The sequence below is a fragment of the Micromonospora sp. MH99 genome (assembly GCF_021442385.1).
GTDB lineage: Bacteria > Actinomycetota > Actinomycetes > Mycobacteriales > Micromonosporaceae > Micromonospora.
This window is the reverse complement of record NZ_MUZA01000089.1, coordinates 1-21,379: the sequence shown is the minus strand read 5'-3', so window position 1 is coordinate 21,379 and position 21,379 is coordinate 1. Positions and strand designations below refer to the sequence as shown.

Annotated in this window: 16 protein-coding genes and 2 pseudogenes; 7 read left to right on the top strand and 11 right to left on the bottom strand. The window is 72.7% G+C overall.

The window, feature by feature from the left end; translation table 11 throughout:
* Positions 1-136: 136 nt before the first annotated feature.
* Positions 137-742 (top strand): TetR/AcrR family transcriptional regulator, encoded by a 606-nt coding sequence (locus B0E54_RS29210; protein ID WP_234590173.1) that lies wholly within the window; start codon positions 137-139, stop codon positions 740-742.
* Positions 743-1,158: 416 nt separating this feature from the next.
* Here the strand turns inward: B0E54_RS29210 and B0E54_RS29205 are convergent, their stop codons facing one another.
* From B0E54_RS29205 to ftsY, 9 genes and pseudogenes are all read right to left on the bottom strand, one after another.
* Positions 1,159-2,238 carry an amidohydrolase family protein gene (locus B0E54_RS29205; protein WP_234590171.1) on the bottom strand — a complete coding sequence of 360 codons (1,080 nt, stop codon included), beginning with the start codon at positions 2,236-2,238 and terminating at the stop codon, positions 1,159-1,161.
* Between the two features lie 116 nt (positions 2,239-2,354).
* Positions 2,355-3,914 (bottom strand): signal recognition particle protein, encoded by a 1,560-nt coding sequence (ffh, locus tag B0E54_RS29200; protein WP_234590138.1) that lies wholly within the window; start codon positions 3,912-3,914, stop codon positions 2,355-2,357.
* Positions 3,915-4,023: 109 nt separating this feature from the next.
* On the bottom strand, positions 4,024-4,680 hold the full coding sequence (locus B0E54_RS29195; protein ID WP_234590136.1) for a response regulator transcription factor: 657 nt from the start codon (positions 4,678-4,680) through the stop codon (positions 4,024-4,026).
* Positions 4,677-5,858 carry a sensor histidine kinase gene (locus B0E54_RS29190; RefSeq protein WP_234590134.1) on the bottom strand — a complete coding sequence of 394 codons (1,182 nt, stop codon included), beginning with the start codon at positions 5,856-5,858 and terminating at the stop codon, positions 4,677-4,679. The genes B0E54_RS29195 and B0E54_RS29190 overlap by 4 nt, the downstream gene beginning before the upstream one ends.
* A 512-nt stretch (positions 5,859-6,370) precedes the next feature.
* Positions 6,371-8,646 (bottom strand): annotated as a pseudogene (locus B0E54_RS29185) ([protein-PII] uridylyltransferase).
* A 16-nt stretch (positions 8,647-8,662) separates the two neighbouring features.
* The gene (locus tag B0E54_RS29180; protein ID WP_007456507.1) at positions 8,663-9,001 is read right to left on the bottom strand and encodes a P-II family nitrogen regulator; all 339 of its coding nucleotides are present in this window, start codon (positions 8,999-9,001) and stop codon (positions 8,663-8,665) included.
* 25 nt (positions 9,002-9,026) lie between these two features.
* On the bottom strand, positions 9,027-10,439 hold the full coding sequence (locus tag B0E54_RS29175; protein ID WP_234590132.1) for an ammonium transporter: 1,413 nt from the start codon (positions 10,437-10,439) through the stop codon (positions 9,027-9,029).
* 276 nt (positions 10,440-10,715) lie between these two features.
* On the bottom strand, positions 10,716-11,579 hold the full coding sequence (locus B0E54_RS29170) for an aminoglycoside phosphotransferase family protein (protein ID WP_234590129.1): 864 nt from the start codon (positions 11,577-11,579) through the stop codon (positions 10,716-10,718).
* 6 nt (positions 11,580-11,585) lie between these two features.
* On the bottom strand, positions 11,586-12,776 hold the full coding sequence (gene ftsY, locus B0E54_RS29165; RefSeq protein WP_234590127.1) for a signal recognition particle-docking protein FtsY: 1,191 nt from the start codon (positions 12,774-12,776) through the stop codon (positions 11,586-11,588).
* Between the two features lie 82 nt (positions 12,777-12,858).
* Here ftsY and B0E54_RS29160 point away from each other — a divergent pair, with 82 nt between their 5' ends.
* The 6 genes from B0E54_RS29160 (at position 12,859) to B0E54_RS29135 (ending at position 19,598) form a co-directional block, all read left to right on the top strand.
* The gene (locus B0E54_RS29160) at positions 12,859-14,571 is read left to right on the top strand and encodes an alkaline phosphatase D family protein (protein ID WP_234590114.1); all 1,713 of its coding nucleotides are present in this window, start codon (positions 12,859-12,861) and stop codon (positions 14,569-14,571) included.
* A 26-nt stretch (positions 14,572-14,597) separates the two neighbouring features.
* Positions 14,598-15,038, top strand: a complete 441-nt coding sequence (locus B0E54_RS29155) for a MarR family winged helix-turn-helix transcriptional regulator (RefSeq protein ID WP_234590111.1) — start codon at positions 14,598-14,600, stop codon at positions 15,036-15,038.
* A gap of 142 nt (positions 15,039-15,180) precedes the next feature.
* Positions 15,181-16,785, top strand: coding sequence for an MDR family MFS transporter (locus B0E54_RS29150; protein ID WP_234590099.1), 1,605 nt, complete (start codon positions 15,181-15,183; stop codon positions 16,783-16,785).
* A 9-nt stretch (positions 16,786-16,794) separates the two neighbouring features.
* Positions 16,795-17,289, top strand: coding sequence for a universal stress protein (locus tag B0E54_RS29145; protein ID WP_234590097.1), 495 nt, complete (start codon positions 16,795-16,797; stop codon positions 17,287-17,289).
* 45 nt (positions 17,290-17,334) lie between these two features.
* Positions 17,335-17,856: a DinB family protein gene (locus B0E54_RS29140; protein WP_234590094.1), complete on the top strand. Its 522-nt coding sequence runs from the start codon at positions 17,335-17,337 to the stop codon at positions 17,854-17,856.
* 197 nt (positions 17,857-18,053) lie between these two features.
* A complete protein-coding gene (locus tag B0E54_RS29135) occupies positions 18,054-19,598 on the top strand; it encodes a N,N-dimethylformamidase beta subunit family domain-containing protein (protein ID WP_234590092.1) in 1,545 nt (514 codons plus the stop codon).
* 65 nt (positions 19,599-19,663) lie between these two features.
* Here B0E54_RS29135 and B0E54_RS29130 read toward each other — a convergent pair whose 3' ends face one another.
* Entirely contained in the window at positions 19,664-20,284 is a 621-nt protein-coding gene (locus B0E54_RS29130) for an HAD family hydrolase (protein ID WP_234590090.1), read from the bottom strand.
* Positions 20,284-21,379, bottom strand: a pseudogene (locus tag B0E54_RS29125) (AAA family ATPase); the annotation flags it as partial. The gene B0E54_RS29130 and the pseudogene B0E54_RS29125, both read right to left, overlap by 1 nt.

Below are 21,379 nucleotides of genomic sequence, written 5' to 3'. Positions count from 1 at the left end.
GGCGCTGGGCAGGGGCGGGCAGCGGGCGCTGGGCGGGGTAGCGCAGCGGGCGCTGGGCCGGGTAGTGGCCTGCCCTTCGCGGGGCGGGCAGCGGGCGCTGGGCGGGGCGGCGGCCCGCCCGTAGAATTCGACCACCATGACTGCGACCGACTCACCACGCCAGCGACTGCGGGACACGATCGTGGACGCCGCCCGCGCACGGACCATCGCCGCCGGCTGGGACGCGGTCCGCATGGGCGGCGTGGCCACCACGGCGGGGGTCAGTCGGCAGACCGTCTACAACGAGTTTGGCAGCAAGGCGGGCCTCGCCGAGGCGCTCGCCCGACGCGAGGTCGACCGGTTCGTCGGCGACGTCCGGGAGGCGCTGCTCGCGCACGGTGCCGACGTACGGGCCGGCGCGTACGCCGCGATCGCCCACACCCTCGCCACGGCGGCCGACAACCCGCTGGTCAAGGCCATCCTCACCAGCGCCCGGGGCGGCTCGGACGAACTGCTTCCGTACCTCACCACCAGGGCCGAGGTGGTCCTCACCGAGGCGTCCGGCGCGCTGATCGAGTGGGCCGGCGACCACCTGCCGGGAGCGGACCAGGCAGCGTTGGCATTCGCCGCAGACACGATCGTCCGTCTGGTGGTGAGCCACATCGTGCTCCCCCGATCCCCGATCGACCAGACCGCCACGGCCCTGGCCGACCTGGCCGTGCACCTCTTCGCCGCCGCCGCGACCACCCGCCCGCCCCGCTGACGCTCCCACGTCGTCGTAAGCGGACCGTCGCGCCCGCACGCACCTCCCCGGCCTGCCACGCCCATGCCCCACGCCCCACGCCCCACGCCCCACGCCAAGATCCGCACAACATCAGTGATGTTGCTGCCTCCGGCGAGCGTGAGGCAGCAACATCAGGGAAGTTGCGTGGATCTTCCCTCGTCGCCCCCTCCGCCCGACAAGATCGTGCTCGATCCTGGTTCCAGTGGCATCCCCACAACGCCGAGGCCACTACTTCCTGGATCCAGCACGATCTTGCGGCGGTGCGGCGCGGCCCAGCGCGAGGCGGCCCAGCGCGAGGCGGCCCAGCGCGAGGCGGGTGACGTGACGCGGCGCGACCCAGCTCGGCTGGCGCGGCCGGCGCGGGGTCAGCGCGGCCCAGCGGGGCCGGCGCGGGGTCAGCGGAGGACTCGGCCGCGCAGGATCGTGCGGGACGGGGCACGGACGACGCGGAGGTCGTGGCGGGGGTCTTCGGGGTAGACGGTCAGGTCGGCGAGGCCGCCCTCGACCAGGCCGGGGAAGCCGAGCCACTCCCGGGCGCCCCAGGATGCGGCGGCGAGCACGTCGATCGGTGCCATGCCGGCGCGCTCGTGCAGCAGCAGCATCTCCTCGGCGGCCAGGCCGTGGTCGATGCCACCACCGGCGTCGGTGCCCACGTAGATCGGCACGCCTGCCTCGTGTGCGGCGCGCACCACCTCCGGGAAGCGGTCGCGCAGCGCGAGCATGTGCTCGGCATAGCCGGGGAACTTGGCCCGCGCCTGCTCGGCGATGCCCCCGAAGGTGGCGATGTTGATCATTGTGGGGACCAGCGCGGTGCCCTGACGGGCCATCTCGTCGATCAGGTCGAGGCTCAGCCCGGTGCCGTGCTCCACCGAGTCCACCCCGGCCCGCACCATGATCTCGACGGCCGATTCGGAGAAGGTGTGCACCGCGGCGCGTACCCCGGCGTCGTGCGCGGCCCGTACGGCGGCGGTGAGGGTGTCGGCGTCCCAGGCTGGCGCGAGGTCGCCCACGCCCCGGTCGATCCAGTCGCCGACCAGCTTCACCCAGCCGTTGCCGGCTCGGGCCTGCGCGGCCACCGTCGCGGCCACCTCGGCCGCGCCGACCTCGACGCCGATGTCGCGCAGGTAGCGCTTCGGGGGCGCGACGTGCCGGCCGGCGCGGGCCAGCCGCGGCAGGTCCGGTTCGTCGTCGAGTTCGGGGTACGGGTACGGCGACCCGGCGTCCCGGATCGCCAGCACCCCGGCGTCCCGGTCGACGTGGGCCAGCTCGCGGGCCTGGTCGAGGGACGTGATCGGGGCGCCACCGCGGGCGATGCCGATGTGGCAGTGCGCGTCGACCAGCCCCGGAAGGACGAACCCGCCGTCGACCACCGTCTCCGCACCGGGCACCGGGGTGAAGGTGACCCGGTCGCCGACCAGCCAGAGATCCCGGACCTCGTCGTCGGGGAGCAGCACACCGCGCACATGAAGAGCCATGCGCACAGTCCTACCCGATCAGGCCTCCTCGGCGACGAGCAGGTCGTTCCTCCGAGCGGTCAGGGCCGGCCACGTCCACCGAGACCTCCCACGTCGCCCGCCGTCACCGACACGCGTCAGCGCGGCCCCTTGTCGCCGCCCTTGCCGAGCTTGTTGAAGTCGATCTTCGGGAGCTTGAAGCCGGGCGGGAGGCCCTGGCCGCCCGCGAGGTCGTTCGGGTCCATCCCCGGCGGGAGCTGCGGCATGCCACCCGGGAAACCGCCCGGGAGCCCGGCGCCGGCGCCCGTACGCGGACGACCGCCGCCCTTGGTGCCCTTGCGCTTGTTCTTGGGGGACTTCGTCGCCTTGCGGCGGCCACCACCGGGCAGGCCCATCATGCCGCCCATCTGCTTCATCATCTTCTGCGCGTCGGCGAAGCGGTTGAGCAGCTGGTTGACGTCCATCACGGTGACCCCGGAGCCGTTGGCGATGCGCGCCCGGCGGGAACCGTTGATGATCTTCGGGTTGGTGCGCTCGCCCGGGGTCATCGACCGGATGATCGCGGTGACCCGGTCGAAGTGGCTGTCGTCCAGCTCGGCGAGCTGGTCCTTCATCTGCCCCATGCCCGGCATCATGGCCAGCACGTTGGCGATCGGGCCCATCCGCCGCACCGCGATGAGCTGGTCGAGGAAGTCGTCGAGCGTGAACTGCTCGCCGCCCATCAGCTTGGCGGTCATCTTCTCCTTCTGATCCGAGTCGAAGGCCTGCTCGGCCTGCTCGATCAGAGTGAGGACGTCGCCCATGCCGAGGATCCGGCTGGCCATCCGGTCGGGGTGGAAGACGTCGAAGTCCTCCAGCTTCTCGCCGGTGGACGCGAACAGGATGGGCTGCCCGGTCACCTCGCGCACGGAGAGCGCGGCGCCACCACGGGCGTCGCCGTCGAGCTTGGAGAGCACCACGCCGGTGATGCCGACGCCGTCGCGGAACGCCTCGGCGGTGCGGACGGCGTCCTGACCGACCATCGCGTCGATGACGAAGATGACCTCGTCGGGTGAGACGGCGTCGCGGATGTCGGCGGCCTGCTGCATCATCTCGGCGTCGATGCCGAGTCGGCCGGCGGTGTCGACGATGACGATGTCGCGGGCGGCGCGCTTCGCGTGCTCGATCGAGGCGCGGGCCACCTGCACCGGGTCGCCGGTGCCGTTGCCGGGCTCCGGGGCGTACACCTCGACGCCGGCCCGGCCACCGAGCACCTGGAGCTGCCCGACGGCGTTGGGGCGCTGGAGGTCGGCGGCGACCAGCAGCGGCTGGTGTCCCTGGCCCTTGAGCCAGCGGGCCAGCTTGCCGGCGAGGGTGGTCTTACCGGAACCCTGGAGGCCGGCCAGCATGATCACCGTGGGCGGCTGCTTGGCGAACTGGAGCCGCCGACCCTCGCCGCCGAGCACGTTGATCAGCTCTTCGTTGACGATCTTGATGATCTGCTGGGCCGGGTTGAGCGCCTGGGAGACCTCGGCGCTGCGAGCCCGCTCCTTGACGGCCGCGATGAAGCCCTTGACCACCGGCAGCGCGACGTCCGCCTCCAGCAGCGCGAGGCGGATCTCGCGCGCGGTGGCGTCGATGTCGGCGTCGGTGAGCCGTCCCTTGCCGCGGAGCTTGGTGAAGATCCCGGACAGGCGGTCACTCAAGGTGTCAAACACGCGAACATCCCGTTTGTCAGTGTTCCGGCGGGCACAACGCGGCCGGCACTGCGGAGTCCGGCCACCGCTAGGGTAGCCGCCCCGCCGCACGACCGCTGGCGGCCCGGCCTCACCCCGAGACCAAGCCCGATTGGTACGCGAAGACGACGAGCTGGGCCCGGTCCCGGGCTCCCAGCTTGCCCATGGCCCGGCTGACGTGGGTCCGCGCGGTCGCTGGGCTCACCACCAGCCGGGCGGCGATCTCCTCGTTGTTCAGGCCCTCCCCGACCAGGCCGACGACCTGGCGTTCCCGGTCGGTGAGGGTGTCCAGCCGCGGGTGCGGCCGGGGTGCCCTCGACGGCCGGGTGGCGAACTCCCGCACCACCCGCCGGGTCACCGACGGCGACAGCAGCGCCTCCCCCTCGGCGACCAGGCGGATGGCGCGCAGCAGCTCCGGCGGCCGGGTGTCCTTGGTGAGGAACCCGCTCGCGCCGTGCCGCAGCGCGTCGAAGACGTACTCGTCCAGCTCGAAGGTGGTGAGCACCACCACGCGCGTGCCGGTCAGCTCGGGGTCGGCGACGATCCGGCGGGTCGCCTCGATCCCGTCGATGCCCGGCATCCGGATGTCCATCAGCACCACGTCCGGCCGCACCTGGCGGGCCAGCTCCACCGCCCGCAGCCCGTCGGCCGCCTCTCCGGCGAGCGCAAGGTCGTCCTCGCTCTCCACCAGCGCGCGCAGCCCGAGTCGGACCAGGTCCTGGTCGTCGGCGATCAGCACCCGGATCACGCGGGCGGCTCCACGGGCAGCCGGGCCCAGACGCGGAACCCGCCCGCTGGACGCGGTCCCACGGTCAGCCGCCCGCCCAACGCCGTCACGCGCTCCCGCATGCCGGCCAGCCCGTGCCCGCCGGACTGGCCGTCGACCGGTTCGGGGCCGCCAGCATCGCCGGCCGCGTCGCGCCAGCCGGGAACGCCGACGCCCTGGTCGGTGACCTCGACGGTCACCTCGTCGGCCTGGTAGCCCACGGTCACCTCGGCACGCGCCACCCCGGCGTGCCGCAGCACGTTCGTCAACGCTTCCTGCACCACCCGGTACGCGGCCAGGTCCACCGCCGCCGGCACCTCCCTCGGGTCACCGTCCAGGCGCAGGTCGACGGCGAGGCCGGCGCCCGCCAGGCGGTCGCGCAGCGCGGGGAGCCGCGCCAGACCGGGCACGGGTTCCCGCTCCGCGCCCCGCCGCACCGCGCCCAACGTGACCCGAAGCTCGTCCAGCGCCTCCCGGCTGGTACGGCTGATCGCGGTCAGCGCGATCTCCGCCTGCTCCGGCCGTTTCGGCAGCAGGTGCAGGGCGATCTCCGCCTGCATGCTGATCGCGGCCAGCCCGTGCCCCACCACGTCGTGTACCTCCTGGGCGATGCGCAGCCGCTCCTCGTCGGCCTGCCGCCGACCCTGCTCGGCACGCTCACGGGCCTCCTCGGCTCGGATCCGGGCGGCCGCCTCCCGGCTGACCCGCACCACTACACCCACCGCGAACGGTACGACCACCCAGGCCGACGCCGGCAGCACTCCGAACCAACCCGGCGCCGGCCCCCGACTGACGAAGACGTGCGCCACCAGCAGGACGAACGCGCCACCGGCGGCGAGCGCCGCCGGACGCACCGGCAGTCGCACCGCCACGGTGTACACCGCGAGCAGGAACGCGAGCAGAATCGGCCCGTACGGATAGCCGAGTACCAGGTACGTCGAGGTGGCCACGGTGACCACGGCGAGGGTCGCCACCGGGGCTCGCCGCCGGAGCAGCAGGGCGAGCGCAGCGACCACGATCAGTGCCCGACAGACGACATCCACCGGCCGGGACCCGGGTTGGTTGTCCCCGGCCAGACCGGTGGCGAGCAACCCGAACACGAGCAGCGCCAGGGCGAGAGGGGCGTCGGCCGCCGCCCCCTGCCACCTGGTCTCTCGCATGGTCGTCATTCTGCCTTCGGCGACCCCACCAGGCGTGCGTCCGGGAGCGGCATCGCAGCTACGTCCCGGGACGTACCCACGACCTCACCCCGCTTACGCCAACCCGGCCCTAGCCGCGGACATGCCCTCCTCACCGACGACGCACAGATGCCGACGGCCGCCGACGAAGACGCCGACGGCGGTGGCGCGACGACGGCGCAGCCGTCTGAGGGACCGGCGGTGTCTGAGGGCGCGGTGTCTGGCGGTCGGGGTCTGGCGGCGGGCACCGCAGTAAGCGTGATGACTCTGAGGCATCTTGATGCCACTGAGTCATCAGCCGCGCAGAAGCAGATGCGGGCCGCGAGCGTCCCCGAGGCTCCGAAAGGGCCCCCGCCGACGACCGGGAGGCCCCGACGACCGGCGCAGGCCCCCGACGACCGGCGCAGGCCCACGACCGCCGGCGCAGGCTGCCCACGACGGCCGGCGTGGGCGAGCGCTGGCGACGCTGGCCGCTGCACGGCGACGCCCGCTGATCAGACGGCGGCGAGGACGGCGGCCTCCAGGCGGGCCCGGGTGGCGTCGTCGGGCCAGCCACCCACCAGGTAGAAGGCGTCGACCACGTCCGCGCCGAGGGTGGAGATGGCGCGGCGCGGACCAGGGCTCCCGCCTCGTCGAGCGCGCAGGCGACCCGGTAGAGCAGCCCGGCGGCGTCGGCCGCGCGCAGTTCGAGCAGCACGGCGTCGGTGGCGGCCTCACGGTGCCAGACGACCCGGGGAGCGGCGCCGCTGCCCCGGGCGGCGAGCGCACGGCCGCGCAGCCGTTGGGTGACGGACACGTCGCCGGCGACCGCCCGGCGCAGGTCGGCGCGCAGCGGGACGGGATCGGCCGGCAGGCCGTAGCGGGGTTGCACGCGGCACTCGACCAGGGCCCGGCCGTCGACCACCGAGGCGTCGGCGGAGAGCACCTCCAGCCGGTGCAGGGCGAGGCAGCCGGCCACCGTGGCGAGCAGTCCGCGCCGGTCGGCGGCGGCCACCGCCACCCGGTCCCCGGTGAGGTGCACGACCGGCAACGGCCCGGCCAGTAGCGCCGGATCCGGCGCGGGTGGCTCGGGCAGCACGCCGGTGTCCAGGGCGGTGCGGACGCGGGCGACCAGTTCGGCGACCAGTCGTCCCTTCCAGTCCGACCAGGCGGCCGGGCCGGTGGCCGCGGCGTCCGCGCGGACCAGCGCGTGCAGCAGGTCGAGCGTGCCGGTGTCGCCCACCGCCTCGGCTACCGACGCGATCGTGACCGGGTCGGCGAGGTCCCGGCGGGTGGCCACGTCGGGCAGGAGCAGGTGCAGCCGGACCAGCGTGCCGATCAGCTCGACCTCCGCGGCCGGCAGCCCGACCCGGGTCGCCACCGTCTCGGCGAGCGGCACCCCGACGGTGCTGTGGTCACCGGGCAGGCCCTTGCCGATGTCGTGCAGCAGGGCGCCGAGCAGCAGCAGGTCGGGGCGGTCCACCTCGCGGGCGTGCCGGCTGGCCTCGTGGGCGGCCTGCACGAGATGCCGGTCCAGGGTGTAGCGGTGCACCGGGTTGTGCTGGGGCAGGCTGCGCAGCCTGGTCCACTCGGGCAGCCAGCCGTCCACCAGCCCGTACCTGTCGCAGGTCTCCCAGGCTGGCACCAGGCCGGGACCGGCGCCCAGCAGCGTGGTCAGCGCGGCCCGGGCCTCGGGCGGCCAGGGCGAGGGCAGCGGGGGGCAGTACGCCGCCAGCCACTCGCAGGTGGCCCGCGCGATCGGCAAGCGGGTGGTGGCCGCCGCGGCGGCGACCCGCAGCGACAGGCTCGGGTCGGGGCGCGCGCCGATCGCCGTACGGGCCAGCACCAGCTCGCCGTCGTGCTCGACCACGTCCCGGGCCACGGGCCGGCGGACGGGACTGCCGTTCCCGCCCCGGGAGCGGCCGGAGCGCAGCCGGTCGGCGGCGCGGAAGGCGTCGTCGAGGGCGTGGCTGACCGTGCGCGCGTCCCCGGCCACCCGACGCAGGAGGGCGTCGCCGTCCTCCAGAGCGAGCAGCGCGGCGACGCCGTCGCGTTCCTGGGCGACCAGCCGGTCGACCCGGCGACCGACCTGCTGGTGCAGGGCGTCGCGGGTGTCCAGCAGGCGCAGGTGGGCGGCGCGGACGGCGGGGCGTAGCGCGTCGGTGATCCCGGCGGCGGAGATGGCGCGCAACAGCCCCACGTCGCGCAGGCCGCCGGCGGCCTCCTTCAGGTCGCCTTCGAGGAGGAAGGCCAGCTCGCCGTGCGCCTGCCAGCGGGCGGCGGTGACCTCCCGCAGGCCCGGCAGCTGACGGACGGCGGTACGCCGCCAGTGATCGGCGGCGGTGCGGATCAGGGCGTCGGCGAGCGCCTGGTCGCCGACCACCAGGCGGGCGTCGAGCAGCCCGAGGGCGACCTTGACGTCGTCCTGGGCCACCGACAGCGCCTCGGAGACGGTCCGCACCGAGTGGTCCAGGCGCAGGCCGGCGTCCCAGATCGGGTACCAGACCGAGGCGGCCAGTTCGTCGGTGCCGGGCACCCCGGCGTGCAGCAGCACCAGGTCGAGGTCGCCGTAGGGGGCGCACTGCCGCCGCCCCAACCCGCCGACCGCCATCAGCGCGACCCCGTCGCGCGCGGGCAGCAACCCGCGCAGAAACTCGTCGTACGCGGCCGCGCGCGCCCGGCGGGCGGGCTCCCCGATCCCCCCGGGTACGCCGACGACCTCGTTGATCAAGAGGTTCGCGTCGCCGTTCCCGGCGTGCCCTGACGCGTTCTTCCTGATCAACGAGGTCATGTCGTCGTGGCCCGGATCAGAGGGCGTCGAGGCCGCGTTCGCCGGTACGCACCCGGACGACCTCCTCGACACCGGTGACCCACACCTTGCCGTCGCCGATCTTGCCCGTACGGGCGGCGCCGACGATGGCGTCCACGATCTTTTCCACGTCGATCTCGTCGGTGAGCACCTCGACCCGGATCTTGGGCAGGAACTCGACCGTGTACTCGGCACCCCGGTAGACCTCCGTGTGCCCCTTCTGCCGTCCGTACCCCTGAACCTCGCTGACGGTCAGCCCGGCCACGCCCAGGGCGTGCAGAGCCTCCTTCACCGCGTCCAGCTGGTACGGCTTGATGACCGCGGTCACCAGCTTCATGTCCAACCCCTCCATCTAAGGAACGTTAACCGGCGACCTTGGCGCTGACCGGCTCGGTGGACTCCGCCTCCGGCGCGGCGCCGCTCGGCGCTGCGCCACCAGGGGTGCCGATGCCGGCCATCGCGAACGCGCTGCCCGTGCCGCCGCCGGCCGGGGACAGGTCGTAGCTGCTCTCGGCGTGCTCGGCGATGTCGATGCCCTCGACCTCGGCCTCACCCTTGACGCGGAAGCCGATCGTCTTCTCGATGACGAAGGCGAGCACCCAGGCGATGCCGAACGACCAGGCGGTGACGATCAGGCCGGCGAGGGCCTGCCGACCGAGCTGGGTCGCGCCGCCGCCGTAGAAGAGGCCGTCGGAGGCGCCCACCACGTCGCTGATCGCGGCGTTTACCGAGTTGGTGGCGAACAGGCCGAGCCAGAGCGACCCGATCCAGCCACCGACGAAGTGCACGCCGACCACGTCGAGGGAGTCGTCGTAGCCGAGCCGGTACTTGAGGCTGACCGCGAGCGCGCACACGACCCCGGCGACGATGCCGAGCAGGACGGACGCCCACGGGGCGATGAAACCACAGGCCGGGGTGATCGCGACCAGGCCGGCGACCGCGCCGGACGACGCGCCGACCATTGTCGGCTTGCGGTCCTTGACCCACTCGACAGCGATCCAGCCGAGCACCGCGGCGGCGGTGGCGAGCTGCGTGTTGATGAAGGCGAGACCGGCGACCGAGTCGACGGTCAGCTCCGAGCCGGCGTTGAACCCGAACCACCCGAACCACAGCAGACCGGCGCCGAGCGCGACCAGCGGGATGTTGTGCGGCTTCATGCCCTCGCGGGGCCAGCCGAGCCGCTTGCCGAGCACCAGCGCCACGGCCAGGGCCGCCGCACCGGCGTTGATGTGCACCGCGGTGCCACCGGCGAAGTCCAGCGCGTGGATGTCACCGCCGATGATGCCGCCGCCCCACACCCAGTGGGCGACCGGGAAGTAGACGAGCGTGGCCCAGCCGAACGCGAACAGCAGCCAGCCGGCGAACTTGGCCCGGTCGGCGATGGCGCCGCTGATCAGCGCGACGGTGATCACCGCGAAGACCATCTGGAAGGCCATGAACACGTAGAGCGGAATCCCGATGCCGCTGGGGTTTTCCGTCGTGGCGCCCCACAGGTCGGTCTCGGCGAGGAACGTCTTGGTGCCGAGGTACGCGCCCGGGTCACCCCAGAAGCCGTTCACGTCGGTCCCGAAGGCGACGCTGAAGCCGTAGAACCACCACAGAACAGAGATGAGCCCGATGGCCGAGAAGCTCATCATCATCATGTTGAGTACGCCCTTGGCCCGGTTGAGGCCGCCGTAGAACAGCGCCAGTCCGGGGGTCATGAGCAGCACGAGCGCGGTCGAAACCAGCAGCCACGTGGTATTGGCGCCGTCGATCGTCGGTGCTTCAGGCACGCTGGCCTCCTAAAAGGTGAAGTCCTCCTTCGCGGCTTTCCGGGGCAGCGTCGCCCGTAGGCCGGTTGCGCGGAAGCCTCGCGGCCGGCTGTTTCACCCAGGGTCCCGTGCGGGTTTCCGTTTCGTGACGGGTTGTTTCGTACGTGTCACGGAGTCCGCACAGTACGCGGCATGGACGGTGGTGGATCGCCCGGACGGCGGGCGTCGATGGCTGACCGGTCAGCCCCATCGACCGGCCCGCTCACCGGGACCGGCCGAGCAGCGCCGGATCGGCGCTCAGCGGAGGGCGTTCTCCAGGGCGTGCCGCTCGTAGTCGAGCAGCCGCAGGTCGCGCATCGGCCGCCGCAGGTGCCCCTTGTGCACGATCCGCACGAACGCCGGCTCACCGGCGGCGGCCATCCGGCGGATGCCCTCGACGTGGTCGACGATCCGCTTGCGGATGGTGCGGATCAGCCGGTGCCGGTCGCGCGGGATCAACCCGTACGCGTCGGCAAAGAGGCGCAGCCGGCGCGGCCGGTCGGGATGCTTCCAGCCCAGGGTGATCGAGTCCCGGTCGGCGAAGATCGGCACCCACGTCCAGGCGGCGTACGCCACGTCGTAGATGCGGGCGCCGGGCGAGGCGAGGTCGAAGTCGATCAGCCCGAGTGTGCCGTCGGGCCGCCAGATGACGTTGTGCGGCGCGGCGTCGTGGTGGCAGATCACCTCGGTGTCCGGCGGCGGCGGCCCGAACGAGCGCCAGACCGCCCCCGGCGGCGGGGCGAAGCCGTACTGCGCGTCGTGAAACATCCGCAGCATGGTCGCGACGGTGACCAGCGCCTCGTCGGTCACCCAGTGCGGGGCGAGGGGGTATTCCCCGCACTCCCCCTCCAGGTACGACAGCACCTCCCGGTTGCGCTCGTCCATCCCGAGCGCCCGGGGTGCGCCGGTGAACCCGACGTACTCCAGGTGGCGCAGCAGGGCGTGCACGGACGGGGTCCACGGCCCGGCGTTACGACGGACCGTGTCACCGACCCGGACGACGGTGCTCACGTTGCCGCCGTGCAGCGGGATCTCCTGCGAAGTCACGTACGGTCTCCCGAGGCGCTGCGAAGGGTGGCCGGGGTCGCGCCAGCCCGCGTACGCGCGATCGTCAGTGGTCACCCGAGACTACGCGTCCCGTGCGGCCGGCTCGGTGCCCAGCAGCGCGTCGACGAACTGCGCCGGGTCGAACGGAGCGAGATCGTCCTTGCCCTCACCGAGGCCGACGAGCTTGACCGGGATGCCGAGTTTGCGCTGCACGGCGATCACGATGCCGCCCTTCGCGGTGCCGTCGAGCTTGGTCAGCACCACGCCTGTCACGTTGACGACCTCGGTGAAGACCCGGGCCTGCTCCAGACCGTTCTGGCCGGTCGTGGCGTCGAGGATGAGCAGCGTCTCGTCGATGGGCCCCTGCTTCTCCACCACGCGCTTGACCTTGCCCAGCTCGTCCATCAGGCCGATCTTGTTCTGCAGGCGGCCGGCGGTGTCGATGAGCACGGTGTCCACGCCGGTGTCGATACCTCGGCGGACCGCGTCGAACGCCACGCTGGCCGGGTCGGCCGCCTCCGGGCCGCGGACGGTCTCGGCACCGACCCGTTCGCCCCAGGTCTGCAGCTGGTCGGCGGCGGCGGCCCGGAAGGTGTCGGCGGCGCCCAGCAGGACGGTCCGGCCGTCGGCGACCAGCACCCGGGCGATCTTGCCGCAGGTGGTGGTCTTGCCGGCGCCGTTGACGCCGACGACCAGCACGACCGCCGGCACGCCGTCCTTCGGGGCGGTGCGCAGCGAACGGTCCATGCTCGGGTCGAGGGCGTTGACCAGCTCGGCGGCGAGCAGCGCGCGCAGCTCACCGGCCGAGCGGGTGCCCAGCACGCGGGTCTGCTCGCGCAGCCGGTCGACGATGTCGCGGGTCGCGTCGACGCCGACGTCGGCGGTGATCAGGCTGTCCTCGATCTCCTCCCAGACGTCCTCGTCGAGGTGGTCGCGGGCGAGCAGGCCGAGCAGGCCCTTGCCGAAGACGTTCTGCGAACGCGACAGCCGGGAGCGAAGTCGGACGAGGCGGCCGGCGGTCGGCTCGGGCACCTCCACGGCCGGGGCGGGCGCCTCGATGACCGGTGGGGGCTCGACCAGGACACCGGTGGACAGATCGGACTCCGGGGCCTCGACCGGCGGGCCGGCGAGATCCTCCTCGGCGCGGGTGTCGACCTCGGTGCGCGCAAGCGGGGGCTCGGGCCGCCGCCGCAAGCGCGGCACGACCAGCCCGACTGTGCCGGCGATCAGCACACCGAGCAGGACCAGAGCGAGGACGAGATATTCGGCCATGCCGGAATCCTGTCAGATGCCGGCGACGGCGTCCCAGCCACCGCACCCGGCCGGTCTCACGAACCGGCGGTAGGCTCGCCGCATGCCCGCCGCACACCTCCTGATCGGCCCACTTCTGCGGCGAGTGGTCGACACCCGGGCGACGATCTGGGTGGAGACCGCCGCGCCCGCCGTGGTCACCGTTCGCACGGCCGACGGCGCCACCGGCACCGCACCCACCTTCTCGGCGTACGACCACCACTACGCCCTCGTCGTGGTGGAGGGGCTCACCCCGGACAGCGCGACGACCTACGAGGTGCTGGTCGACGACGAGCTGGTCTGGCCGGTGGAGAGCAGCGGCTTTCCACCCAGCGTGATCCGCACCCGTGCGGTCGACGACCGGGACCAGCCGGTCAGTCTGATCTTCGGCTCCTGTCGGGAGACCACCCAGCACGCCACCACCCGCAAGCTCCCGCCGGACGCCCTGGACGCGTACGCCCGGCGGCTGATGGCCGACCCCGAGTCGAACCCGCTGCCCGACCTGCTGGTCCTCCTCGGTGACCAGGTGTACGCCGACGAGACCTCGCCGACCGTGCGCCGGCTGCTGCGCCGGCGCCGGCGGCGGCCCAAGGGCGCTCCGGCCGACCAGGTGGTGAGCTTCGACGAGTACACCAAGCTGTATCTGGAGTCGTGGCGCGATCCGGAGATCCGCTGGCTGCTCTCGACAGTGCCGAGCGTGATGATCTTCGACGACCACGAGATCATCGACGACTGGAACACGTCCGCGTCGTGGCGTGCCGAGATGCGTGAGCAACCGTGGTGGGCCGAGCGGATCGGCAGCGGGCTGGCCTCGTACTGGGTCTACCAGCACCTGGGCAACCTCTCCCCGGACGAGATCGCCGCCGACCCGGTCTTCGCCAAGGTCGCCGCCGCGGAGGACGCCACCGGCGTGCTGCGCGAGTTCGGGCACCGGGTCGACAAGGAGTCCGACCTGGCGCACGACACCGAGCGCTGGCGCGCGGTGCAGTACCAGTGGAGTTACGCGATCGACCTGGGGCGCACCCGGCTGGTCATGCTCGACAACCGGTGCAGTCGGGTGCTCGAGCCGGGCAGCCGGGCGATGCTGCCGCCGGGTGAGTGGTCGTGGTTCCTCGACCAGGCGCACGGCGTCTACGACCACCTGGTGGTGGGCGCCTCGTTGCCCTGGCTGCTGCCCCAGGGCATCCATCACATCGAGGCGTGGAACGAGAAGCTGGCCGACTCGCGCCGGCCGTGGGTGGCCCGCGGGGCCGAGAAGCTGCGCCGGGCCCTCGACCTGGAGCACTGGGCGGCGTTCCGGCGTTCGTTCGAGGCCCTCGGGGAGACGTTCGCCCGGATCGGCACCGGCACCCCGAGACAGTCCGGCGCCCGGGTCGGCGCCGGGCCGGCGTACGCCCCACCGGCGTCGATCAGCGTGCTCTCCGGTGACGTGCACCACTCGTACGTGGCCCGGGCCCGGTTCGCCGATCCCGCGGTGGTGACCCCGGTGCACCAGCTCACCTGCTCACCGATCCACAACCAGGTGCCGGCCGGCATCCGTCCGCTGATGCGGCTGGGCTGGTCGTCCGGGCCGGCGGGCGCCACCCGGGCGCTGGCCCGCTCGGCGGGTGTCCGACGCCCGGGGGTGCGCTGGCGCAAGCTGGCCGGTCCGTACTTCGGCAATGCCGTCGCCACCCTTACCCACCGGGGTCGGCGGGCCGAGGTGATGATCGAGGGCACCACGAGCGACGGGCACCTGCGTCAGGTGATGAGCCGCCGCCTCTCCGGCGACGACTGACCGGGCCTCGCCGTACTCTCTTCCCCGTGGACGAGCACCTGCCGGAGCCGATCCGGGCTGTCGAGCACGAGCTGACCGCGTTGCTGCGCCGGGGACGGGCGGTTTCGTGGGAAATCGCCCGGGAGGTGCACCCGACCCTCGAACCGAACACGTACGGGCTGCTGCTCTGGTTACGGCGCAGTGGATCGATCCGGTTGACCGAGTTGGCGGCGCGGCTCGGCGTAGGCAAGGGGACGCTGAGCCGGCAGATCAACGGGCTGGAGGCGCTCGGTCTGGTGCACCGCGACCCCGACCCGAGTGACCGGCGGGCGGCGCAGATCAGCCTCACCGAGGAGGGCCAGCGCCGGTTCGACGTCGCCCGGTCCGCCCGTCTGGGCGAGTTCCTGCGTGCTCTGGACGACTGGCCGGCCCGGGACGTGGAGGAGTTCGCCCGGCTGCTCGGTCGGTTCAACGAATCCTGGAGATGATCTCCGACGACGGGGAATGCAGTCGCCGCCCGCCCAGTTGTTGCTTGAGGCAACCAAACGTACGGTTGCCTCAGGCAACTCCCAGGCGGGGACCGCCCTGCGGCCCGCCCACCATCTCTACTCCGCTCGGAGGCAGTAAACGATGAGCCAGGCGACAGCGTCACGGGCGCCCGCCGTCGACATGACCCACCGGCAGATCCTGGAGGCTCTCTCCGGCCTGCTGCTGGGCATGTTCGTAGCGATTCTCTCCTCCACGGTCGTCTCGAACGCGCTGCCGCGCATCATCACCGAGTTGCACGGCGGCCAGTCCGCGTACACCTGGGTGGTCACGTCGGCTCTGCTCGCGACGACCGCGACCACCCCCATCTGGGGCAAACTCGCCGACCTGACCAGTAAGAAGACACTGGTCCAGCTCTCCCTGGCGATCTACGTCCTCGGCTCGGTGCTGGCCGGCGCCGCGCAGGGCACCGGCGAACTGATCGCGTGCCGGGTGCTCCAGGGCGTCGGCGCCGGCGGCCTCACCGCCCTGGCCCAGGTGATCATGGCGACGATGATCGCGCCGCGCGAGCGGGGCCGCTACAGCGGCTACCTCGGCGCCGTGATGGCCGTCGGCACCATCGGCGGACCGCTGATCGGCGGCGTCATCGTCGACACCTCGTGGCTCGGCTGGCGCTGGTGCTTCTACGTCGGCGTGCCGTTCGCCATCGCCGCGCTGGTGGTGCTCCAGAAGACCCTGAAACTGCCGGTGGTCAAGCGCAAGGCGCAGATCGACTGGTGGGGCGCCACCCTGATCACCGCGGCCGTGTCGGTGCTGCTGATCTGGGTCTCCCTCGCCGGCGACCAGTTCGCCTGGGCCTCCTGGCAGACAGTCGTCATGGTCCTCGGCGCTCTGCTCCTCGGCGCGCTCGCCGTCCGGGTCGAGACCCGGGCAGCCGAGCCGATGATCCCGCCGCGGCTGTTCCGCAACCGCACGATCAGCCTCGCCGTCGTCGCCAGCATCGCGGTGGGCGTGGGCATGTTCGGCGCGTCGATCTTCCTCGGCCAGTACTTCCAGATCAGCCGGGGCGAGAGCCCGACCATGTCCGGCCTGATGACCCTGCCGATGATCCTCGGCCTGCTGGTCGCCTCGACGGTGGGTGGACGCATCATCACGAGGACCGGCCGCTGGAAGCGGTTCCTGGTGCTCGGCTCGGCGCTGCTCACCGTCGGCTTCGCGCTCATGGGCACGCTGCGCGCGGACACCAGCTTCACCCTGCTCAGCGTCTACATGGTGCTGATCGGCGTCGGCCTGGGCCTGACCATGCAGAACCTCGTCCTCGCCGTGCAGAACACCGTCGGCCCGCACGAGCTGGGTGCCGCCAGCTCGGTGGTGGCGTTCTTCCGCAGTCTGGGCGGCGCGATCGGCGTCTCGGCCCTCGGCGCGGTGCTCGCCCACAAGGTCAAGGACTACACCGCAGACGGGCTGTCCCAGCTCGGCATCCGGGCGTCCAGCTCCGGCAGCGGCGGTACCCTGCCCGACGTGCACACCCTGCCCGGTCCGCTGCGCGCGGTGGTGGAGGGCGCGTACGGCCACGGCGCCGGCGACATCTTCCTGGCCGCCGCTCCCTTCGCACTGATCGCGCTGATCGCCGTGAGTTTCATCAAGGAAGTGCCGCTGCGGCAGCACAACGGCAGCCCGGTTTCCGCTGCGGCCGACGGGGAATCGAACCTCGTCTCCGGCGCGGTCCGGACCGGCGAGCAGAGGTGAGGTAGAACCATGAGCGTGGGAGCGCCGGACCGCGAGGAGTACGGCCCTCGGATCAGCCCGCTGCCCTTCGAACGGGGCACGGACGGCCCGCGGGTGGTCATGGTGGGGGTGGACGGCACCCGTACCTCCGCGCGGGCCGGCGCCTACGCCGCCGGGCTGGCCCGCCGGCAGGGCGCCGCCCTGGTGGTGGTCTTCGTCAGCTCGGCGAGCGGGCTCACCGCGCTGGTGCCCGGCATGGACGCCGGCGCGGTCCAGCGCACCTACGACGAGTTGGCCGACGAGCTGCGCCGCGAGTGCCGGCGTGGGGCCGAGCAGTTGGGCATCCCGGTGACCTTCCTGTGCCGGCGCGGCGACGCGTTCGCCGAGCTGTGCGCGGCGGCCGACGAGTTCCAGGCCGACATGGTGGTCGTGGGTGCGTCCGAGCAGGCCGGTCACCGGCTGGTCGGCTCGGTCGCCACCCGGCTGGTCCGCAAGGGTCACTGGCCCGTCGTCGTGGTGCCCTGATTAACCCGTCGCGGACCGTCAGGGGTGCCGGGCAGGATGCCCGCCATGACGTGGACAGCACCGGAGATCACCCGGACCCCCGAACCGTACGTCGGCGACGAGCGCACCATGCTCGACGGCTGGCTCGACTACCACCGGCAGACGCTGCTGCTCAAGTGCGCCGGCCTGACCGGGGAGCAGTTGCGCACGCCGAGCGTGCAACCCTCCGGCCTGACCCTGCTCGGCCTGGTCCGACATCTCGCCGAGGTGGAGGCCTGGTGGTTCCGGGAGAACTTCGCCGGCCAGCCTGTCGACTACCCGTACTTCACGCCGGAGACGCCGGACGCCGACCACGACGTCAGCGCCGCGGACGCCGAGGCGGACTTCGCCACCTTCCACCGGGAGGTGGCGCTGGCCCGCGAGGCCGCGGCCGGCCGTTCCCTGGACGAAACCTTCGTCGAGGTCAGCGGGAAGAAGCGCACCTTCAACCTGCGCTGGGTGTACGTGCACATGATCGAGGAGTACGCCCGGCACAACGGCCACGCCGACCTGATCCGGGAACGCATCGACGGCACCACCGGCGAGTGAACCCGTTCGGCGGACAACGCCCACCGAACGGCTGCCCGCCGGCGCCGATCCTCCATCATTGACGATCTTCTGCAACGCGCCGCAGACCTGAATCGTCATCCTGCCGAACGGGTTGTGGCCGGATCCGTTCCCGCCACCGACGCCCCCTCTACGGCCGCGGCGCGGATCACCGGGCCGCGTACACGGGGAGCGGGACCATGGTTGGCAGAGGCGAGATCAGGCACACCCGGAGAGCGACGCTGGGCATGCTCGGGGCGGTCGGGGCGGTGATACTGGACTCGGGCTGTCAGGTCCGCCCGCCGGCCGCCACCGCCCCGCGTGTCGACCCCAACTACGTGGGTGATCCGACCGGCCCGGGCCCGGCCACCTCGCTGCTGCGCGCCGCCGGGTCGCCGCCAGTCGTCGTGGAGAACGCCCGGCCGGGCGCCAGCGGATTCCGCCTGACCGGGCACCGGTTCGCCACGGACAGGGGCGGCGAGATCGCCGGCTACGTCCACGCGACCAGCGTCGCGCCCGGCGAGGAACTGCGGTTCCAGGTCTCGGTCGCCCGACCTCAGCGGTACCGGATCACCATCTTCCGGGTCGGCCACTACGACGGTCGCGGAGCCCGGCAGGTGGCGGTCAGCCAGTGGCTGGACGGGTCTCCCCAGGCCGCACCGACGGTCGACCCAGCGACCGGCGCGGTGCGATGCGGGTGGCGCACGCAGTGGCGTCCGACCGTGGCACCGGACTGGACGAGCGGGCTCTACCTGGCACTGCTCGCCAGCGCCACCGGCCATCACCAGTGGATCCCGTTCGTGGTACGCGACCCTGGGCGCGCCCGCGCTGCTCTCGTTGTCCTGCCCACCAGCACCTGGCAGGCGTACAACTGCTGGCCGGAGGACGGGCGGACGGGGGCCAGCCTCTACTACGGCTTCGACAGCGCGGGGCAGATCACCACGAAGCACCGGGCCCGGGCGGTCAGCCACGACCGGCCGTACGCCGGCAACGGCGTCCCGGCGCTCGCCGACCACGACATCGGGTTCGTTCAGTGGGTGGAAGGTCAGGGAATCGACGTGGCATACGCCACCAGCGAGGACCTGCACACCGGGCGGGTGGACCCGGCCCGTCACCGGGCGGTCGTCTTCCCGGGACACGACGAGTACTGGTCGACACCTATGCGCGAGGCGGTCGTCACGGCCCGCGACGGCGGCACCAGCCTGGTCTTCCTCGGCGCCAACAACTGCTACTGGCGGATCGGTTACGGCGCGGACGATCACGACGACCGCTTGGTCCGGTGCGCCAAGGAGAAGACGCCGGCGTCCGGCCCGCTACCGCTCGGCATCATGTGGCGGTCGGCGGGCCACGCGGAGCAGCAGTTCATCGGGGCGCAGTACGTCAGCGTGGTGGACGGCTACGCCCCGCTGGTGGTCCGCGGCAGCCGACACTGGTTCTGGGCGGGCACGGGCGTCCGGGACGGCGACCTGATTCCCGAGGTCGTGTGGGGCGAGGCCGACCAGTGCATGCCCGGCTTCGCCGAGCCCCCGGCGGCGGAACGCACTCTGCTGGCCGAATCACCCTTCCGGCGCGACGGCGCACCCCAGCGGCAGCAGAGCCAGCTCTACCGGACCACGTCCGGGGCCTGGGTGTTCGCCGCTGGCTCGCTGGGCTGGACTCGTGCGCTCGCCGACCCGCGACTGGCCCGGGCCACCGTCAACCTGCTGAGGCGGGTGGTCACCGGTGAAGCGCGCACCTCGACGTAGTGACGCCGACGCTCAAGGGCGGCTCGGAGCCCGGCTCGAGCAGATGCTCGGGTGATCCACCCGGCTCAGTACGCGAGCGCGGCCCGCAGGTAGCGCAGGTCGGCGTGACCGCCCCAGCGGTGCGCCGACAGCCCGGCGGACCGGGCGCCCCGCACGGCCCAGTCCTCGTCGTCGACGAAGAGCACCCGGGCCGGCGGGGTGGCCAGCGCCTGGCAGGCGGCCTGGAAGTACTCCGGCGTCGGCTTGTGCACCCCGAGCGTGGAGGAGTTGACCACCACGTCCAGCTCGCCGACCAGGCCGAGCGCGGCCAGGTCGGTGTCGAGCAGGTCGGTGGCGTTGGTGCCCAGCCCCACCCGGACGCCCGCCGCGCGGACCTCCCGGACGAACGCCAGCACCTCCTGGTCGACCTCTCCCCGGTAGCTCTGCCACTGCTGGACCGCGGCACGGGCCCGTTCCGGACTACCCACCGACTCGGTCAGGGCGTCCGCCACGCTGCTCACCCACGCGGCGTGACTGACCTGGCCGGTGAGCACCGGCTGGAGCCGCCCCCACTGCATGGCGATGTCGCCGAGCACCCCCTCGGAGAGGCCGTACTCCCGCTCGACACCGGCGGCCACCGCCGGGTCCCACCGGCGCAGTACGCCGTCGAAGTCCAGCAGGAGCGCCGTCGCGCGTTCCCGAGCCACTACCCGTTCTCCTCGCCGCGGCCGGGCCGCTGCTCGTTCTCGTCGGCCCGGTTGAGCCGTTGACTGATCACCTGGGTGACCCCGCTGCGCATGGTCACGCCGTAGAGCGCGTCGGCGATCTCCATCGTCCGCTTCTGGTGCGTGATGACGATCAGCTGGCTCTTCTCCCGCAACTGTGCCAGCAACGTGATCAGCCGGCCCAGGTTCACGTCGTCCAGGGCCGCCTCCACCTCGTCCATGATGTAGAACGGGCTGGGCCGGGCGCGGAAGATCGCCACCAGCATGGCCACCGCGGTCAGCGACCGCTCGCCACCGGAGAGCAGCGACAGGCGCTTGATCTTCTTACCCGGCGGTCTGGCCTCGACCTCGACGCCTGTGGTGAGCAGGTCCTCGGGGTCGGTGAGGATCAGCCGACCCTCGCCGCCGGGGAAGAGCACCGTGAACACCTGCTCGAACTCCCGGGCCGTGTCCTCGAACGCGCTGGCGAAGACCTCCAGGATCCGCTCGTCCACGTCCTTCACGACGGTCAGCAGGTCCCGCCGGGTGGCCTTGAGGTCCTCCAACTGCTCGGAGAGGAACTTGAAGCGCTCCTCCAGCGCGGCGAACTCCTCCAGCGCCAACGGGTTGACCTTGCCGAGCAGGGCCAGTTCGCGTTCCGCCTTGGCGGCCCGCTTCTCCTGCACCGGCCGCTCGTAGCGCACCGGCTCGGGCACCGGCAGACCGTCCCGCTCGGCGAGTGCCACGTCCGCCTGGGTGGGCGGCACCGGCTGGGCGGGGCCGTACTCGGCGACCAGCGTCTCCACGTCCAGTCCGAAGTCCTCGGCGGCCTTCGCCTCCAACTGCTCGATGCGCAGGCGCTGCTCCGCGCGGGCCACCTCGTCGCGGTGCACCTGGCTGGTCAGCCGCTCCAGCTCCGCGCCGAGCCGCTTGGCTGCCCCGCGTACCTCCTGGAGCTCGGCCTCGCGGGCGGCGCGCTCCCGCGCGACGGCGTCGCGGCGCTCCTCGGCCACTGCGATCGACGTGGTGAGCCGGGTGAGCGCCTCCCGGGCGCCGCCGGCGACGGCACGGGCGATGCCCGCGCCCCGGGTGCGCGCG

What these genes read in the sequence shown, in the direction of transcription:
- ftsY (WP_234590127.1), bottom strand. Translation starts at nt 12,776, where the DNA reads ATGGCCGAATATCTCGTCCTCGCTCTGGTCCTGCTCGGTGTGCTGATC.
- B0E54_RS29205 (WP_234590171.1), bottom strand. Translation starts at nt 2,238, where the DNA reads ATGGCTCTTCATGTGCGCGGTGTGCTGCTCCCCGACGACGAGGTCCGG.
- B0E54_RS29135 (WP_234590092.1), top strand. Translation starts at nt 18,054, where the DNA reads ATGGTTGGCAGAGGCGAGATCAGGCACACCCGGAGAGCGACGCTGGGC.
- B0E54_RS29150 (WP_234590099.1), top strand. Translation starts at nt 15,181, where the DNA reads ATGAGCCAGGCGACAGCGTCACGGGCGCCCGCCGTCGACATGACCCAC.
- B0E54_RS29180 (WP_007456507.1), bottom strand. Translation starts at nt 9,001, where the DNA reads ATGAAGCTGGTGACCGCGGTCATCAAGCCGTACCAGCTGGACGCGGTG.
- B0E54_RS29140 (WP_234590094.1), top strand. Translation starts at nt 17,335, where the DNA reads ATGACGTGGACAGCACCGGAGATCACCCGGACCCCCGAACCGTACGTC.
- B0E54_RS29190 (WP_234590134.1), bottom strand. Translation starts at nt 5,858, where the DNA reads ATGCGAGAGACCAGGTGGCAGGGGGCGGCGGCCGACGCCCCTCTCGCC.
- B0E54_RS29210 (WP_234590173.1), top strand. Translation starts at nt 137, where the DNA reads ATGACTGCGACCGACTCACCACGCCAGCGACTGCGGGACACGATCGTG.
- B0E54_RS29160 (WP_234590114.1), top strand. Translation starts at nt 12,859, where the DNA reads ATGCCCGCCGCACACCTCCTGATCGGCCCACTTCTGCGGCGAGTGGTC.
- B0E54_RS29145 (WP_234590097.1), top strand. Translation starts at nt 16,795, where the DNA reads ATGAGCGTGGGAGCGCCGGACCGCGAGGAGTACGGCCCTCGGATCAGC.